The organism is Streptomyces sp. NBRC 110035 (assembly GCF_000829695.1).
Lineage (GTDB): Bacteria > Actinomycetota > Actinomycetes > Streptomycetales > Streptomycetaceae > Streptomyces.
Map to the genome: position 1 here is coordinate 198,355 of NZ_BBNN01000027.1, position 16,209 is coordinate 214,563.

13 protein-coding genes and 1 pseudogene are annotated in these 16,209 nt (G+C 70.4%); 10 read left to right on the top strand and 4 right to left on the bottom strand.

The annotated features are described in order from the left end of the window. Positions 1-309: 309 nt before the first annotated feature. Positions 310-777 (bottom strand): integrase core domain-containing protein, encoded by a 468-nt coding sequence (locus TU30_RS34200; RefSeq protein ID WP_158719335.1) that lies wholly within the window; start codon positions 775-777, stop codon positions 310-312. A 169-nt stretch (positions 778-946) separates the two neighbouring features. On the opposite strand from TU30_RS34200, the gene TU30_RS17870 reads away from it, so the two are divergent. The 3 genes from TU30_RS17870 to TU30_RS17880 all read left to right on the top strand — a co-directional run bounded on the left by TU30_RS17870 (position 947) and on the right by TU30_RS17880 (position 3,179). Then, entirely contained in the window at positions 947-1,948 is a 1,002-nt protein-coding gene (locus TU30_RS17870; protein WP_042171148.1) for a TIGR00341 family protein, read from the top strand. A gap of 193 nt (positions 1,949-2,141) precedes the next feature. After that, positions 2,142-2,477 carry a helix-turn-helix transcriptional regulator gene (locus tag TU30_RS17875; protein ID WP_042171150.1) on the top strand — a complete coding sequence of 112 codons (336 nt, stop codon included), beginning with the start codon at positions 2,142-2,144 and terminating at the stop codon, positions 2,475-2,477. Continuing rightward, positions 2,478-3,179, top strand: coding sequence for a cation transporter (locus tag TU30_RS17880; protein WP_042171153.1), 702 nt, complete (start codon positions 2,478-2,480; stop codon positions 3,177-3,179). A gap of 163 nt (positions 3,180-3,342) precedes the next feature. Here TU30_RS17880 and TU30_RS37330 read toward each other — a convergent pair. Beyond that, positions 3,343-3,543 (bottom strand): annotated as a pseudogene (locus TU30_RS37330) (sulfite exporter TauE/SafE family protein); the annotation flags it as partial. Between the two features lie 459 nt (positions 3,544-4,002). Here TU30_RS37330 and TU30_RS17885 point away from each other — a divergent pair. Continuing rightward, a complete protein-coding gene (locus TU30_RS17885) occupies positions 4,003-5,223 on the top strand; it encodes a PP2C family protein-serine/threonine phosphatase (protein WP_370626668.1) in 1,221 nt (406 codons plus the stop codon). Between the two features lie 338 nt (positions 5,224-5,561). On the opposite strand, the gene TU30_RS17890 is transcribed toward TU30_RS17885, so the two are convergent. Together TU30_RS17890 and TU30_RS17895 are read right to left on the bottom strand one after the other, a co-directional pair. Then, positions 5,562-6,917 (bottom strand): MFS transporter, encoded by a 1,356-nt coding sequence (locus tag TU30_RS17890; protein ID WP_042171155.1) that lies wholly within the window; start codon positions 6,915-6,917, stop codon positions 5,562-5,564. Positions 6,918-7,166: 249 nt separating this feature from the next. After that, positions 7,167-8,228, bottom strand: coding sequence for a LacI family DNA-binding transcriptional regulator (locus TU30_RS17895; RefSeq protein ID WP_042171158.1), 1,062 nt, complete (start codon positions 8,226-8,228; stop codon positions 7,167-7,169). Positions 8,229-8,389: 161 nt separating this feature from the next. On the opposite strand from TU30_RS17895, the gene TU30_RS17900 reads away from it, so the two are divergent. The 6 genes from TU30_RS17900 (at position 8,390) to TU30_RS17925 (ending at position 16,205) form a co-directional block, all read left to right on the top strand. After that, positions 8,390-9,679: an ABC transporter substrate-binding protein gene (locus tag TU30_RS17900; RefSeq protein ID WP_042171159.1), complete on the top strand. Its 1,290-nt coding sequence runs from the start codon at positions 8,390-8,392 to the stop codon at positions 9,677-9,679. Positions 9,680-9,750: 71 nt separating this feature from the next. After that, positions 9,751-10,674, top strand: coding sequence for a carbohydrate ABC transporter permease (locus TU30_RS17905; protein WP_234307894.1), 924 nt, complete (start codon positions 9,751-9,753; stop codon positions 10,672-10,674). After that, complete coding sequence (locus TU30_RS17910; RefSeq protein ID WP_042171164.1) at positions 10,664-11,590, top strand: carbohydrate ABC transporter permease; 927 nt, start codon at positions 10,664-10,666, stop codon at positions 11,588-11,590. Before TU30_RS17905 ends, TU30_RS17910 begins: the two co-directional genes overlap by 11 nt. A gap of 56 nt (positions 11,591-11,646) precedes the next feature. Next, a complete protein-coding gene (locus TU30_RS17915; RefSeq protein WP_042171166.1) occupies positions 11,647-12,414 on the top strand; it encodes an SDR family NAD(P)-dependent oxidoreductase in 768 nt (255 codons plus the stop codon). Continuing rightward, complete coding sequence (locus tag TU30_RS17920; protein WP_078878339.1) at positions 12,402-14,156, top strand: heparinase II/III family protein; 1,755 nt, start codon at positions 12,402-12,404, stop codon at positions 14,154-14,156. The genes TU30_RS17915 and TU30_RS17920 overlap by 13 nt, the downstream gene beginning before the upstream one ends. A 6-nt stretch (positions 14,157-14,162) precedes the next feature. Then, entirely contained in the window at positions 14,163-16,205 is a 2,043-nt protein-coding gene (locus tag TU30_RS17925; protein ID WP_042171168.1) for a heparinase II/III family protein, read from the top strand. Positions 16,206-16,209: the final 4 nt, after the last annotated feature.

Consider the following 16,209-nt stretch of genomic DNA (forward strand, 5'->3'; position numbering starts at 1 on the left):
GCGCAGACGCCAGCAGAGCTCATCGAAGCCTCTGACTGACCTCACGGCGTACGTTCCAGGCGCCCTGGCGCGGTCGCCCGGTGTACCAGCGGGCCGTCTCCGGCTTGGCCCCACCTGCCGGCACCGGCCGGTACATGGCCGCCTACGGCACGAGTTGGGGCATCGCCGGCATCACTGCCCCCCTCGCAGGTACACAGCTCCTCCAGCACGCCGGTGTGACCGCCTTGTGGATCACCATGGCAGCCGCCTGCCTCGCTCTGGCCGCGATCCAACCCGGAAGATTTCAAGTCCAGTGAGACGGTCGTGACGCTATGAGGTTTGTGGTGCGGGCTCGCGACGCTTGGCCGGGTCGTTGATCCACGCCTGCTGGGGTATCCGGGGTGGTCGGGGGCGGCGGCCGAAGCGTTCGGGGTGGCGGGCGTATGCCTCGGCGAGGGTGACGGCCCGCTGGTCGCGGACCTCCTCGGCGGTGCCGAAGTGCACGCTGGCGGGCGTGTGCCGGCCGATGCCCGAATGCCGGTGCTCGTGGTTGTAGTACGCGATGAACGCCTCGAACCACTCGCGGGCATGGGCCGGCGAGTTGAACCGTTCGGGGTAGTCGGACAGGTCCCCACCTACCCCCCCCGATGAGCCGGCAGGAACACGCCGTAATCGATCGGGTTCACTCAGTACGGTACGGCGGCAGCCACGGTTGCGCAGCAAGTCCGGGAAACTGACTGCGGAGGAATCGGCTCCGCTGGTCATCTCCACGGCGAGGTCGCTCTTGCACCGGCCCATGCTCCAACGACGCGCTGTTAGCATCGCTCGACCGCGGCCATCCGGGTCGGCCAGGAAACCCGAGCCGACACCTGAACCGCCCCGGCTTCGGCAAAAATCTCATGTGGCGGTGGTGACCTGGCCTCGTGTCCTGCCCGCCGAACCGTGCTGACCGTGGTTGCTTGGGGACGTGATCAGCAAAGTCCGCGCCCGCGTCCTGCCGGCCTCCCAGCGCCGCTCGCTGGACGAACTGAATCAGGACCTGGACCTGTCGACCGGCGACACCACGTCCAAGCGCTCGGCCTTCTGGACCATACTGACCCTGTCGTCGGTCATCGCGGCCGGCGGAGTGCTCACGGACTCGGCGGCCACCGTGATCGGGGCCATGATCATCGCGCCGCTGTCCACGCCGATCATGGGCATCGCCCTGGGCTCGGTGCAGCGCCGCCGGACCGGATCGGCCAGGACCGTCCTCCTCGCGTGCCTGGTGGTGATCGCCATCGGGACGATCATGTCGGTGACCCTGCCCCGTGGCTACGACCTGCTGTCCAACGGCCAGATCGCGTCAAGGACATCGCCCGGCCTGATGGATCTGATCGCCGCCCTGGCGACCGGCTTCGCCGGCGCGGTGGCGCTGGCCCGCCGGGACGTGGCCGCCGTGCTGCCCGGTGTCGCGATCGCCATCTCCCTCGTACCGCCTCTCGTGGTGGCGGGGGTGTGTCTGGGACAGCTCTCGGGCTGGCTGGCGCTGGGTGCCCTGGTGCTGTTCGTGTCGAACCTCTTCGCCCTGGTCTTCGGGGGCATGGTGGTCTTCGCCTCCCTCGGCTACGGTGTGGAGGCCGGCAAGGCGGCCGGACGGCCCGCCCGCAGCGCGTACGCCGCCATGGTCCTGCTGTTCACCGTGGTGTTCGTGCCGCTGACGGCCAACACCGTGCTCACGTTCCTGCTCAACTCATGGACCGGCACCACCAGGGACGCGGCGGAGCGGTGGCTCGCCGACGAGCCGGGCGCGTCCGTCACCAGCGTCGACGCGACCTCCCGGACCATGTACATCCACGTACGCGCGCCCGGAGAACTCCCGCCGGTCACATCTCTGCTCGACGGACTCGAGGGACGGATCCCGGACGGGATTCCCGTCGTGGTGGACACGTCACGTGGCCGGCGCATCGATGCCGGGGTGGTGGGCGGCTGAGTGTCGCACCGGCATGTACGCCGCGGGGCACTCCTGAAGCGGGCGAAGCCGCGGAAAGGACGCCATCCGCAGAATCGAGGAGCTGCGCGTCCGGCTGACCCGCGCGAAGGACTTCGCCGCCGCCCTCCGCGCTCGCCTGGATGCCACAGAGTTCACCTATCCCTGAATTCAGAATCTTGTGTACTCTTAGGATGTGCTGACACTCGCTGCCGACATCGAGGTGCTGGCCCGGTTCGGCCGCGCCCTCGCCGACCCCCTGCGCTGCCGCATCCTGCTGGCCCTCCGCCGAGCCCCCGCCTACCCGTCCGACCTCGCCGACGCCCTGGACGTCTCCCGCACCCGGCTGTCGAACCACCTGGCCTGCCTGCGCGACTGCGGCCTGGTCGTCACCGTTCCCGACGGCAGGCGCACACGCTACGAGCTCGCCGACGAGCGTCTGGGCCACGCGCTCGACGACCTGCGGGCAGCCGTCGTCGCCGTCGAGACAGACAAGAGCTGCCCGGACGCGGACAAGAAGGGCTGCTGCTGAATGACCGCGGTGTCCCTCAGTCCCAGCCCTGCCCGCCGTGACAGGCTCACCCGGCGCATACGCCTGCTCGTCGCCGCGACCATCGCCTACAACGTCATCGAAGCCGTAGCCGCGATCACCGCCGGCACCCTGGCCTCGTCGACCGCCCTGGTCGGCTTCGGACTCGACTCCGTCATCGAGGTCTCGTCCGCCACAGCGGTCGCCTGGCAGTTCTCCGCCCGCGATCCCGCCGTCCGCGAAGCCCGCGAGCAGCGCACCCTGCGGATCATCGCCGTATCGTTCTTCGCGCTCGCGGCCTATGTCACCGTCGACGCGATCCGCGCGCTGACCGGCACCGGCGAGGCCGACCACTCGATTCCGGGCATCGTCCTCGCCGTTCTCTCGCTGGCGATCATGCCCTTCCTGTCGGCGGCGCAACGCAGGGCCGGCCGCGAGCTGGGCTCCGCCTCCGCGGTCGCCGACTCCAAGCAGACCCTGCTGTGCACCTACCTCTCCGCCGTGCTCCTGGTCGGCCTGCTGGCCAACCTGCTGCTCGGCTGGTCCTGGGCCGACCCGGTCGCGGCCCTCGTCATCGCCGTGATCGCCGTCAGGGAAGGCCACGACGCCTGGCGGGGGAAGGGCTGCTGTGCGCCCACCCCTCACGTCCCCGCCGTGAGTACGGCAGCAGCCTGCGGCTGCGCCAGGGGTTGCGATTGCTGCTGAACCGTCGCGAGGGCGCTCGGGCTGCACCGGGCCGCCCTTGTTGAGCGCGCCGGGTAGGTGACCGCCGGCGTATGCGCCCGGGGTGCGCACGTCGACGGGGGTCGGTTCGTGCGGGCGGGTGCGCGCCTCGTCGGTGGCGAGGGTGGTGGGTGCGGTCATAGTCGGCCGCACCCACCGGCAGTACGCCGGCGAGGATCTTCTGGAGGGTGGCGCCGGAGATCTCCGCCGCGAGCCGCTTGCCGTCCCGGGCACCCAGGATCGCGGCTCCGGTGAAGGGTCCGATGATCTCCCGGTGGAGTCCGCCGGCGGTGCCGGTGCGAGCGACGAGGGCGGCCGGCGAGCTGACCGTGATGACGAGCGACGACCACCGCGACCGGGCGGAGGATCCGGGGGGCGACCACCGACGAGGGCGGTCGCGGAGGTGGCTGCCCGCAGGCCGCCGGCGCAAGCGAGGACCAGCCGCGATGTGACCGTGCGGTCACACAGTGCTGCATCGGCCGTCCCTTCGGCGTACAGGACGCGGGTGCCGCCCCGGGGCAACGCGAGGTCACGTCGCGTAGCCCCGCCGCGGGCGGATGGGCCGAAAGGATTGCGAGCGGGCTGTTTCCCCCATGCCGGGGGCCTCGTGACCGAGTACCTGGGGGTGGTCACGCTCGTGCCACCCGTCCCGCCCCCCATCCCGTTCCACGCCGATTCCACGTCCGCTCCCGGGGAGGACGATGTGGCTCTGTCGGCGCGTTGCCGCGTGACCTGCGAGGAACGCCGCTGCTGCCCACGCTTGAGGCAGTACGTACTACGGGCGACGCCGGGGACAGGTGGCGGTGTGAACGCACGAAGGATCGACTATGAGGCGGTCTTCCGGGCCATGCCGAGCGTGGTTGCACTCTTCATCGCGGATCTGGTGTACGCCGATGTCAATGAGGCGTTCCTGCGCAGCATGGGGCGTACCCGGGGCCAGGTGCTGGGTCGTTCCCTGTCCGATGCCTTCCCGGACAATCCGGGTGATCCGTCGGTGACCGGGATGCGTAACCTCGAGGCGTCGCTCCGGTGGGTGGCGGCCACGGGAGAGCGCGATGCCATGGCGTTTCTCCGTTACGACGTGGAGCGCTCGGACCGGCCCGGAGTGTGGCAGGAGCGTTACTGGAGTACGGTCAATGTGCCTGTGCTCGGCCCTGACAGGCAGGTGGAGCTTCTGCTGCACGCGGAGGAGGACATCACCGAGCTGATCCGAATCCGCAGAGGTGAGGATCCGGCCACGGCTGTGGGAGCCGAGCTGTACACCCGGGCCCAGGAACTGCAACAGGTCAACCAGCGCCTGCGTGAGGCGCACGTCCGCCAACGCCGGGTTGCGCTGATGCTGCAGGAGGCGAGGCTGCCCGACAGGGAGTGCGCGAGGCAGCACGGTGCGGCGGTGCGCTACAGGCCGGCGGCAGGACCCCTGAACATATGCGGAGACTGGTACGACCTGCTCGACCTTCGGGACGGCCGCACCATGGTGGCCGTCGGCGACGTCGTCGGACAGGGCCTGGAGGCCGCCGGTGTGATGGGACAGCTGCGCAGTGCCCTCAGTGCCGCTTCCCTCATCGCGACCGGACCCGCCCAGGCGCTGGAAGCCCTGGGACTGTACGCCCGCACCGTCGACGGCGCGGAGTCGACCACGGCGCTCCTGTGCGTCATCGACCCCACTCGCCGCACCATTGCCTACAGCAGTGCCGGTCGCCTTCCGGCGGCCCTGCTGCAACCCGACGGCACCGTGGACTTCCTCGACCGGGCCACCGACCCGCCGCTCGGCGCGCGCCCTGAGCACAGCCCCCGCCCCCAGGCCGAGACCACCTACCCCACGGGCGCCACCCTGGTGCTGTACACCGACGGACTGGTCGAGCGCCGCCGCGAGGACATCGATGCCGGTCCGACCCGGCTTGCCGGCTCGCTCACCCGCCACCAGGGCGCACATCCCGAAAGGCTCGCGGACGCCCTCCTCGCCGATCTGACGCCACCTGCGCACGACACCGACGACATCGCCCTCGTGGTCCTCCCTCTGTGACGGATCCGGCAGCCCGGCAGGCGTCGCCCGTTCGTTGACGACGACCCCACGTTCGTCCGGGTCCTGGGCATGCCGGCCACCCTCGCCGGCCGTCGGTGCGCAGCGGGTGACCGTGGTCGTCACACCCTCGACCGGGTGCCGCCCCCGACGCTGTCAGCCGTGAGAGGGCCTGGGAGTTTCCGGGCGCTCCGCTCGGACGGGGACCGCACCGGGGAGGGGAATCCTGTCGTCGGCGAGGCGGTGGCCGACATCGGCCCGCACCGGTGAGTACGGCGTCCCGGCCGGCGGAGCGAGCGCATACCGCGGACACACCGGCGTCCGGGCGCGGCGGACGCCGGTCAAGCGGGCGGGTCGGCTCCCGTATCCGCCTTCCGGGGCACGACCCGGATCCGCGGGACGCGGCGGCTCCACCCGAATCCGAGCCGATGGTCGCCGGCTCTGATCAGGAGGAGGCCGGTCGCCGTCGCGGTGACAGCCGCCACCGCGCCGGCCGCCCCGAGGCCGGCCCGGGCGCCGTACGTGTCGGTGATCAGGCCGACCACCGGTGCGCCGAGAGGCGCCCCGCCGAGGAGGACCATCATGTACAGCGCGGTGACCCGGCCCCTGAAGGTCGGGGCGGTCGAGGTCTGCATGGTGGCGTTGGTGGTGACGTTGACGACCATGGCGAACAGGCCCATGGGGACCATGAGCAGCGCGAAGCTCCACAGGGTCGGTGCCACGGCGGCCACGGTCTCCAGCGCGCCGAAGGCCAGCGCGGCGAGGAAGGGCAGTCTCCGCCGTGCTCTCTCGTGCCGGGCGGCGAGCAGCGCGCCGGCCAGGGAGCCCGCCGCGACCAGGGTGTTGAAGAGACTGTAGGCACCCGCACCGGCGTGGAAGACGTCGTCGGCGAAGGCGGTGAGGTGCACGGGGAAGTTGAGGGCGAAGGTCCCGAAGAAGCCGACCAGGACGATGGGCCAGATCAGGTCGGGGCGACCGGCGACGTAACGCAGGCCCTCGCGCAGTTGCCCCTTTCCGTGCGGGGCGCGCTCGACGGCGTGCAGTTCGCGGCGCCGCATCAGCATCATGCAGGCCAGCGGTGCGGCGAACGAGACGCCGTTGAGGAGGAACGCCCACCCCGTACCGACGCCCGTGATCAGCAGGCCCGCGACGGCCGGCCCGATCAGCCGGGCGGACTGGAAGTTCGCGGAGTTGAGGCCGACCGCGTTCCGCAGCAGTCCCGGGCCGACCAGCTCGGAGAGGAAGGACTGCCGCGCGGGGTTGTCCAGCACCGTCGCGAGGCCCACGGCGAACGCGGCGGCGTACACGTGCCAGACGTTGACCAGGTCGGTCAGGGTGAGGACGGCGAGCACGAGTGCGGTGAGGGCCATGGCCACCTGGGTGGCGACGAGTATGGGGCGCTTGGGCAGACGGTCGACGAGAACGCCACCGTACAGGCCGAAGAGCAGCAGGGGCAGGAACTGCAGGGCTGTGGTGATACCGACGGCGGTCGACGAGCCGGTGAGACCGAGGACCAGCCAGTCCTGGGCGATGCGTTGCATCCAGGTGCCGTTGTTGGAGACGACCTGGCCGAGGAAGAACAGCCGGTAGTTCCTCACCTTCAGGGAGGACAGCAGAGGCGCCCTGGGGGAGAGGGGGCCGAACGGACCGCGCGTGTCGGGTGCGGGGGCGGAACCGGTTCCGGGTTCCGTAGTCAATCGGGTTCGCCTCCTGGTCGTCGTCCGTCGAGAGTCGGCGGGAATTCGGCTCCGGCTCCGGCACACGGCTCCGGCGCCACCGGGGACGCCGACGGCTCGCCCGTGAACGGCGAAGGCGGCGGCCGGGCCCGCCCGTCGGCGTCGGCGCGGCAGTCGGTCACTGCCCCCTCGGGCGGGGCGGCCGGGCGCGTATGCGGGTGCCGTGGTGAAGAGCCCCGGGTCCGGTCGTGGCGAGAGGACCCGATACGGCTACGTGACCGGGGACATCGCGGGCGCCGAGGTCGAGTCGCGGACCACCAGGGTCGGGCGGTGCAGGATGGACTGACCCGTCTCACCGCCGTCACCGCCCATGACCTGGCGCAGCTTGGCGAACGCGGTGGCCGCCATCTCCTCCACCGGCTGGCGCACCGTGGTGAGCGCGGGCATGGCCATGCCCGCGAGCATGATGTCGTCGTAGCCGGTCACGGAGACGTCGCGGCCGACCACCAGGCCCGCCTCCCTTGCACCCGCGATGACGCCGAGCGCGCACATGTCGTTGACGGCGACGATCGCGGTCGGCGGATGGGGGGCCGAAAGCATCTCCAACGCGGCGGCACGTCCGAGTTCTGCGGCGTTCCGGTCGTCAAAATCCACCGTGTCGGCTCCCGACCACACGATGCCGGCCGACCTGGGGAGGCCGGCGGCGTCGAGGGCCTGCCGGAACCCGCTGTAGCGCTCGGCCCGGTTGACGCTCCCGATCGAGCCGGACACGAAGGCCAGTCGCGTGTGCCCCAGGGCCAGCAGGTGTTCTGTCGCCAGGCGCATGCCGAGAACGTTGTCGGTCCCGATGTTCACCGCGCGGTGCGGATCACCGGGCTGGGCGGTGCGGTCGAAGGCCACGAGTCCGAGCCCGGCCTCGACGGTGGGCTTCACGTGGTCGAGTGAGGGAAGCGACGAGCACAGGACGACCCCGCCGATGCCGTCGCCCCAGAGTTCCTCCACATAGCGACGCTCCCGGTCCGGGTCCCGTTCGCTGTTGCACAGAAGCATGTAGAAACTCTCTGCCAGTGCCGCCGCTTCGAGATGCCGGGCGAACGTGCCCCAGAACGGATTGGCCACCGACGGCACGATGAGGCCGAGCATCTGGATCCGCCCGGTGCGCAACTGCCGGGCGGCGCGGTTGGGGCGGTAGCCGAGGCGCCGGATCGCCGACTCCACCCGGGACCGTGTCTCGGGCAGCATCTTGCCGGTCCGGCCGTTGAGCAGGTTGGAGACCGTACTCGGGGAGACCCCCGCTTCCCGTGCCACCTGGTAGATCGTTACCCCGGCCACTGACCCTCTCCCTGTGAATCGGAAACCAAATGTTTCCGTTGTGTTGACAGCCCGTACTGCCGTTCCTAGTCTCGTGCATCGAAACACCAGTAAATCGATGCACTACTCAAAACGCAAGTTCGTCACCCGCTCAGTACGTACCTCTCAGTCGGGAGTCCCCTATGCGCACACCTACGTCGCCCCTCTCCAGAAGAAGGCTCCTCGGACTGGGCGCCGCCACCGCGGCGGGTGCCGCGCTGTCCGCCTGTGGCGGCCCCGCACCTCAGAAGGAGGGCGGCGGTGACGCGTCCCTGCGGCTGCTCACCCCGATCTTCGACCGCGCGGACGGACAGAAGCTGCTCACCTCGCTGCTCGCCGACTTCAAGAAGGACCACCCGGGCGTCAGCGTCCAGGTGGACTACACCGAGTACGGAAAGCTCAACGAGAAGCTTGCCACCTCGATCGTGGGAGGCCGGCCCTACGACGTCATGCTGATGGGCGTCGGCTGGATTCCGCCCTTCGTCGAGAAGGGCGTGCTCGCCGATCTCGGGACGAGCCAGTCCGAACTGGACCGCCTGTACAACCCGCGGGTGGTGCAGCCGGGGATCTACGAGGGCAAGACGTACGCCCGCCCCATCCTGCTCGACACCCGGATAGGCATCTACCGCAAGGACATCCTCGCCGAGGCGGGGATCGACGCGCCGCCGAAGGACCTGACCGAGCTGAAGGAGATGGGGAAGGAGCTGACCGTCCGCAAGGGCGGCAAGCTGACGCGGGCCGGCGTGGACATCCTCAGCAACGACCTGCGCCAGACCTACCTTCCCGTCATGTGGGCGCACGGCGCCGACCTGTTCGCCGACGGCAAGCCCGTCTTCGACTCGGACGAGGCCGTGGACGCCCTGCAGTGGATGGTCGACATCATCCGCACGGAGAAGATCGAGGACTACGGCTTCACGCAGAAGGGAGCGGTCGTCGCTCCCCTGGTCCAGGGCAGGGCGGCGATGATGGTCGGCCACAACGACATGTGGCGGCAGGTCTCCGAGAGCGCGCCGGAGCTGATCGAGGAGGACAAGATCGCCGGGTTCATGCTGAACCAGCAGCGTCCGGCGCTGTTCCAGGGCGGCACGCTGGCCACCATGTCGGCGAAGACGCGATATCCCGAGCAGGCCAAGGACCTGGTGGAGTTCCTTTCCGGGGAGAAGGTGTCGCCGCAGGCGGCCGAGCAGCGCGGCAACATCCCGGCGGTCCTCAGCGCGGCGGACTCCGACTACGTGAGGAGCAACAAGCTCGTCGCGTTCGCGGTGGACAACCTGGACCACGCCTTCTCCGAGGGTGGGGTGCCGACCTGGCTGGAGATCCGGGAGGAGTTCAAGCCGGCTCTGGAGAGCGCCCTGCTCGGCAAGTCCAGCCCGGCCGACGCCCTGCGGGGGCTGGCCGAGAGCGCCGAGGCCATCATCGCCAAGGGTGCGTGACACCGGTGCCCAGCCATCCGGCCGTGGAAACGGCACGTCGACGCAGGCCGACAGTGCATCGATCTACTGAATTGGCCTCGGCGTCGCGGCAGGACGCACGGCCGCGGCGCCCGCGGAAGTTCGGACGGGAACGGCGCCGGGTCGCCCTCCTGCTGCTGGCGCCCTCGGTCATCCATCTCGTGTGGTGGATCGGCATCCCGGTCCTGGCCACCTTCGCCCTGGCGTTCACCGACTACGACATCCTCGCCGGCACGGTCACCTTCAACGGTCTGGACAACTTCCAGGAGATCTTCGGCGACCCGACCTGGAACGCGTCCATCTGGCATACGGTCGTCTTCACCTTCTTCACCGTGCCGGTGGCCATGGCGATCGCGGTCGTCCTGGCGCTCCTGCTCAACGTGAGGATGCGGGGGTCGGCCTGGTACCGGACGGCGGTCTTCATGCCGCACGTCACCGCGACCGTGGCGATCGCCCTGGTGTGGATGTGGATGTTCGAACCCCGGCTCGGTGTCGTCAACACCATGCTCGGCTGGGTCGGCATCGACGGGCCGGCCTGGCTGGCCGACCCTGACTGGGCGCTGACCGCAGTGATCGTGGTGAGCATCTGGAAGGGCATCGGCATCAAGATGCTCATCTACCTGGCCGCCCTGCAGGCCATGCCGAACGACGTGTACGAGGCGGCGAGGATCGACGGCGCCTCACAGGTGCGGCAGTTCTTCTCCATCACCCTGCCGCTGCTGAAGCCGGCGACGTTCTTCGTCCTGGTGGTGTCGATCATCGACTCCTTCCAGGCGTTCGACCAGCTGTACGTGCTGACGCCCGACGGAGGGCCCGGCAACTCGACGACGGTCATGACGTACGAGATCTACCGCACGGCGTTCAAGGAGTTCAACATGGGCGCGGCCTGCGCGCAGAGCGTGGTGCTGTTCGCCTTCCTGCTGGTGCTCATGCTGATCAGCCGGCGTCTCACCGGAAAGGAAGACGATGTCCGCTGAGAAGCTCTCGGCCGGCGCCGCGCCCGTGAGCGCCCCGGGTACGAGCAGACCGCCGCTCGCCCCGCGTCTGCGGCGCCTGGCCCTGCACCTGGTACTCATCACGGTGTCCGTGGTGATGGCCATCCCCTTCCTGTGGATGATCGTCACGTCGCTCAAGACCGACCCCGACCTCGCCTCCTATCCCCCCGGGCTGCTGCCCCGCATCTGGGACTGGGACAACTATCCGGAAGCTCTCGAGTACGCCCCCTTCGGTACCTACTTCCGCAACAGTCTGTTCATCTCGCTCGGGCACACCGTACTGAACCTGGTACTGGCCTCCATGGCCGGATACGCTCTGGCCCGTATTCCGTTCCGGGGCAGCACCGTGGTCTTCATGGGTGTCCTGGCCACGATGATGATTCCGACCTACACCAAGATCGTGCCCCAGTACCTGATCGCCAAGGGCATTCCGTTCTTCGGCGACAACGACTACCTGGGCAGGGGCGGCCACGGCTGGCTCGACTCGTGGTGGGGTCTGATCATCCCCGGCGCGCTCACTCCGTTCGCCATCTTCCTCTTCCGGCAGTTCTACCTCTCGTTGCCACGTGAACTGGAAGAAGCCGCCCGCATCGACGGCATGGGGGAGTTCGGCATCTACGCCCGGGTGATGACGCCCCTGGTCAAGCCGGCCATCGCCACCGTCGGCCTGCTTACCTTCGAAAGCAGCTGGAACAACTTCCTGTGGCCGCTGATCATCACGACCGACACCGACCTGCGTGTCATCCAGGTGGGACTGTCCGCCTTCCAGCAGGCCGACCAGAACGCCTGGGCCTACATGATGGCCGGCACGACGCTCGCCACGGTCCCGATGGTGGCGCTGTTCCTGCTCGCCCAGCGGTACTTCGTGCAGGGGTTTGCCAACTCCGGCATCAAATAGCCCTGTTGCCCTGTCTCGGACATATCGGATCCGACTTACCGACCGGAGATCTCCTCATGCCTTTTGACCTCACGGGGCGCCGCGCACTCGTCACCGGTGCCGGGCACGGCATCGGCGCGGCCATCGCGCTCGGGCTGGCCCGAGCGGGTGCCGACGTGATCGTTCACCACGGTCGCTCCGCCGACTCGGCGGAGCGCGTCGTGGCCGACATCAGCGCGCTCGGACGGAAGTCCACCGCCGTCGCCGCGGATGTCACGGACGCGGCCGCCGTCGACCGCCTGGTCGACGAGAGCGTGGCCTTCCTCGGCGGCCTCGACATCGTCGTCGCGAACGCCGGCCATCTCGTGGGACGGGTTCCCGTGGCCGACATGACCGAGGAACACTTCCGCAGCGTGATCGACGTCAACCTCGTCTCCGCCTTCCGGACGTGCCGGGCCGCCCTGCCGCACGTGCGGGAAGCCGGACGCGCGGGACGCATCGTCCTGATGGCCTCGCAGGCCGCTCACGACGGCGGCGGTCCCGGCGCGACGGCCTACGCGGCGGCCAAGGCAGGGGTGGTCGGCTTCGCCAAGGGGCTGGCCAAGGAGGTCGGCGGCGCCGGGGTCACGGTCAACGCCCTCGCTCCCGGATACATCGGTGAGACCGCCTTCCACGGCACGTTCACCGCGCCCGAGGCGCAGCGTGGCATCGTCGCGAAGCTGCCCATCGGCCGGGCGGGCACCGTGGAGGACGTCGCGGGCACGGCCGTCTACCTGGCCTCGGACGAGGCCGGGTACGTCACCGGTGCGACCTTCGACATCGGTGGTGGTGCATGGCCGCGCTGACCGTTCCGCGGGAGCCCGGCGGATGGTGGCATGCCTACGTCTGCCCGGCACACGGCGTGGAACTCGACCACGGTGACCTGCTCGGCGGCGTCTTTCCCGCCGGCGGCGCCGCCTGCCGCTACGGCTGCCGCCTGGACACCGACGCCGTACGGGGTGCGTGGACCGTACTGGCGCACCAGGAGATCGCCCGGCGCCTGCGGAACCTGGCCGCCGGCCCGCCCGACGAACGCCGCGAGGCCGTGGCGGTGCTGCGCCGGTACGCGGAGCTCTACGCCGGCCTGCCGCGCACGCACACAGGTGGTGACGACTGGATGCTGCGCGGACGGCTCTTCCACCAGGCGCTGACCGAGGCCATCTGGGCGGTGAACATCGCCCACGCGGCGCGCACCCTCGCGGCGCACACCGATGACCCAGGACTGGACGAGTTCGTCCCCTTCCTCGAATCGCTCCGGGAAGCGGCCGGAGCGGCGCGAGGTGAGCTCCTCCGGAAGGGGGATGCCCGTTCGAACTACGCCGCCTGGCTCGCCGCCGCGGAGATCTCCTGCCGCTGCGCCGCCGACCTGATCGGCGGATCGGAGCCCGACGTGATCGGCCTCGCACAGGAGTACGGCCTCGTCGCCCACATGCGGACAGCGGTCCACCGGGACGGCTGGGAGTGGGAGGCGAGCACCTACTACCACCTGTTCGTCCTGCACGCCTACCTGCTCGCGCTGCGCGGCGCCCGTCCGGAGCGGATGCCTGACGACATGGCGGCGGTACTGGGCGCGATGGTCTCGGCGCTCGCGGGCGTCGCCGCTCCGGACGGCACGCTGCCGGCCCTGCACGACGGCCCCTACCGGCGCGAGGCACAGGCGGCGGAGATCAGCGAGGTGGCCGCGCTGGCCGCCCAGCTGTTCGCGGGCGCCCCGCTGAAGTCCGTCGCCCGGGCCGCCGAACGTGACTCGGCCGCCCCTCTCCCCGGGGACCTCGACGGGTGGTTCGCCGGGTTCCCGCTTCCCGCGCTGCTGCCGCGGCACACCTTCCCCGACGCCGGGTTCGCGGTCTTCCGGTCGGCGGGCGTCCACGCCCTGCTGGACGCCGGACCGCACGGCGGCGGACACGGGCACCAGGACAAGCTGTCGCTCTACCTGTACGCGGACGACGGCACCGCCTGGCAACCGGACCCCGGACAGGTCCCGTACGCCCACCGGAACCTGCGCAGGCACTACGCGAGTACGGTCGCCCACCCCACCTTCCGGGTCGACGGGACGGAACAGCGCCCCTGCGACGCCGTCCTCGACGGCGACACCGGCCGGTGCGAGCAGGCGTACGACGGCGTCACGGCGACACGGCGCGTCGTCACCGACCGGCGCTACCTGCTCGACATCTTCGTCCTCGAGGCCGCCACCGAGCGCCGGCTCACCGCCCAGCTGCGTCCGGGCACCGATCTCGACGTCGTGGCGCAGGGGCCCGACCGGGCCCGCACGGTCTGGGGCGACGGCGAGTCCGCCGTGCTGACGGGTTGCCACGCCTCGCGCCCGCAGGCGGAGTTCACCGTCGTCACCCATCCCGGGCCCGCCGATGACCCGGCGCTGAGCAGGCAGGGCGTCGACTGGTCCCTCACCGGCCGGCGCGCCGTGTTCGTGTCCGTCTACCAGTCCGCCGAGACAGCGCCCCCGGTCCGCCGGGTGAGCCTGTCCGAACGGACCGTCCACATCGATCTGGCCGACGGAACCGTCGCCACCCATCCCATCGGAGCGTGAGAACGCATGCTGCTTCTCGAGGGACGACTCGACTCACTGCGCGGCGAGCTGAACGGCACGCACGCCGCCCAGTGGCGGCGGCTGCACGAGCAGTGCGACTGGTACCGCCGCCAGAACCCGCCCACGGAGCACCCCGAGGCGAGCATCACCTACTTCGGCCCCGCCGCCGCGAACCTGGCGCTCGCCTACCGGCTCACGGGCCAGCGCGGATACCTGGAGGAGGCGTGGCGCTGGATCTCCACCTGCGTGGCCTTCCCCCACTGGGGGCGCGCCCACATGCCCGACCACGACCTGGACGCGGGCTGGCTGCTGCACGGCCTCTCCCTCGCGTACTCCTGGCTGGGAGAGGACCTGGAGCCGGAGCGGCGTGAGATCCTGCGCGCCAAGCTGGAACTCCAGGGCGAGCGGCTGCACTCCTTCGCCGAGGAGACCGCCGGCCGCTGGTGGTCGAGCGCGTACTGGCAGAACCACAACTGGATCTGCTGGACCGGTATCGCCACCGCGGGCTACGCGCTGGGACGCTCCGAGTGGAGCAAGGCCGCCCGGACCAACCTGGAGACCGTCCTCAGGATGCTCCCCGAGGACGGATCGGACTCGGAAGGCGTCGTCTACTGGCGGTACGGAGTGCCGTGGCTCGCCATCCACACCGACCTCGTACAGCACCAGGAGCGCGCCGATCTGTGGTCGGCCGGCGGATTCCTGCGCAACACCACGCGCTGGCGCCTGCACCAGAGCGCGCCGGGCTTCGAGGAGAACATCGACCACGGCGACTGCCACGACCGGCGCAGCGGCCACAGCGTCGCCCTCTACTACCGCCTGGCCTCCGCTTACCGGGACGGCACGGCGCAGTGGCTGGGGAACCTCGTCGCGGAGCGCCACTTCTGGCGCGAGGCGTACGAGTCGGGTGTACGTCCCGGCGTCATGCCCGAAGCCTTCCTCGAACTGCTCTGGTACGACCCGCGGGTGACACCCGTGGCACCGGACCGGGAGCCCGGCACCGCGTACTTCCCGGACCTGGGGCAGATCACCACGCGCACCGGCTGGGACAGCGCCGCGACCTGCGTCAGCTTCAAGGCCGCGCCCGGCGGCGGCCACCGCGCCTGGGACGAGGGGCACCGGCTGAAGGCCGCGGGCGGCTGGGACGCGATGAGCGCGGGCCACCACCACCCCGACGCCGGCGCCTTCGTCCTCCACTCGCACGGCGCCTTCCTCGCCGTGGACGAGGGCTACAGCAACCACAAGCGAGCGGCCCACCACAACCTGGTCCTGGTCGACGGAGAGGGCTGGGCGGACGAGGGCCGCTACCACGTGTACGAGGGGATACCCGAGGAGCGCCGGGCGCGGATGCGTGACGTGCTCGCCCAGGACGGATTCGCCCACGCCACGGCGGAGTCCGCGGCGATGTTCCCCGAACGGCTGGGCGTACAGCGCGTCGACCGTACGCTGGTGGTGACGCCTCTGGGGCGCGTGGTCGTCCTCGACGAACTCGAGGCCGCCGCACCTCGCGCGTGGACGTATCTGCTGCACACCGACTGGCCCACGACCCAGCTGGACCCCGACGGCTGGCGTCTGGAGTCCGGGCCCGGCAGCGCGCGGCTCACCCGGCTGCTGCCCACCGACGCCACGGCAACGTGCAAGCGCACCGAGGTGGAGGCGAACCCGACCTCCAGCACCCCCAGTCTCAAGGTCAGCAAGACGCTGCACACCCTGAGCCTCACCACCCCCAGGACCCGTACGGCCACGTTCATGACCGTCCTCGACAGCGCGGGTTCGCTGGATCCGCTGCCGGGCCCGGCCGTGCTCATGCCGTCGGACCAGGGCCATGCGGTCTCCGTCGGCCAGGGGGACGAGAAGGAACTGATCCTCCTGGCCCCCCGCGCGGGGATCATCGAGACGGGACGGGTGAGCGCCGACGCGGCGGCGGTCGTCCTCTCCGGCACGCGGGTCGCCGCTGTACGGGCACGCCGCGTCGACATCGACGGCGCCGTGGCGCTCGGGTCCGACGAGCCGTTCACCGGCGTACTGCCCACCGAGACCACCGGCGCGTAGGGAG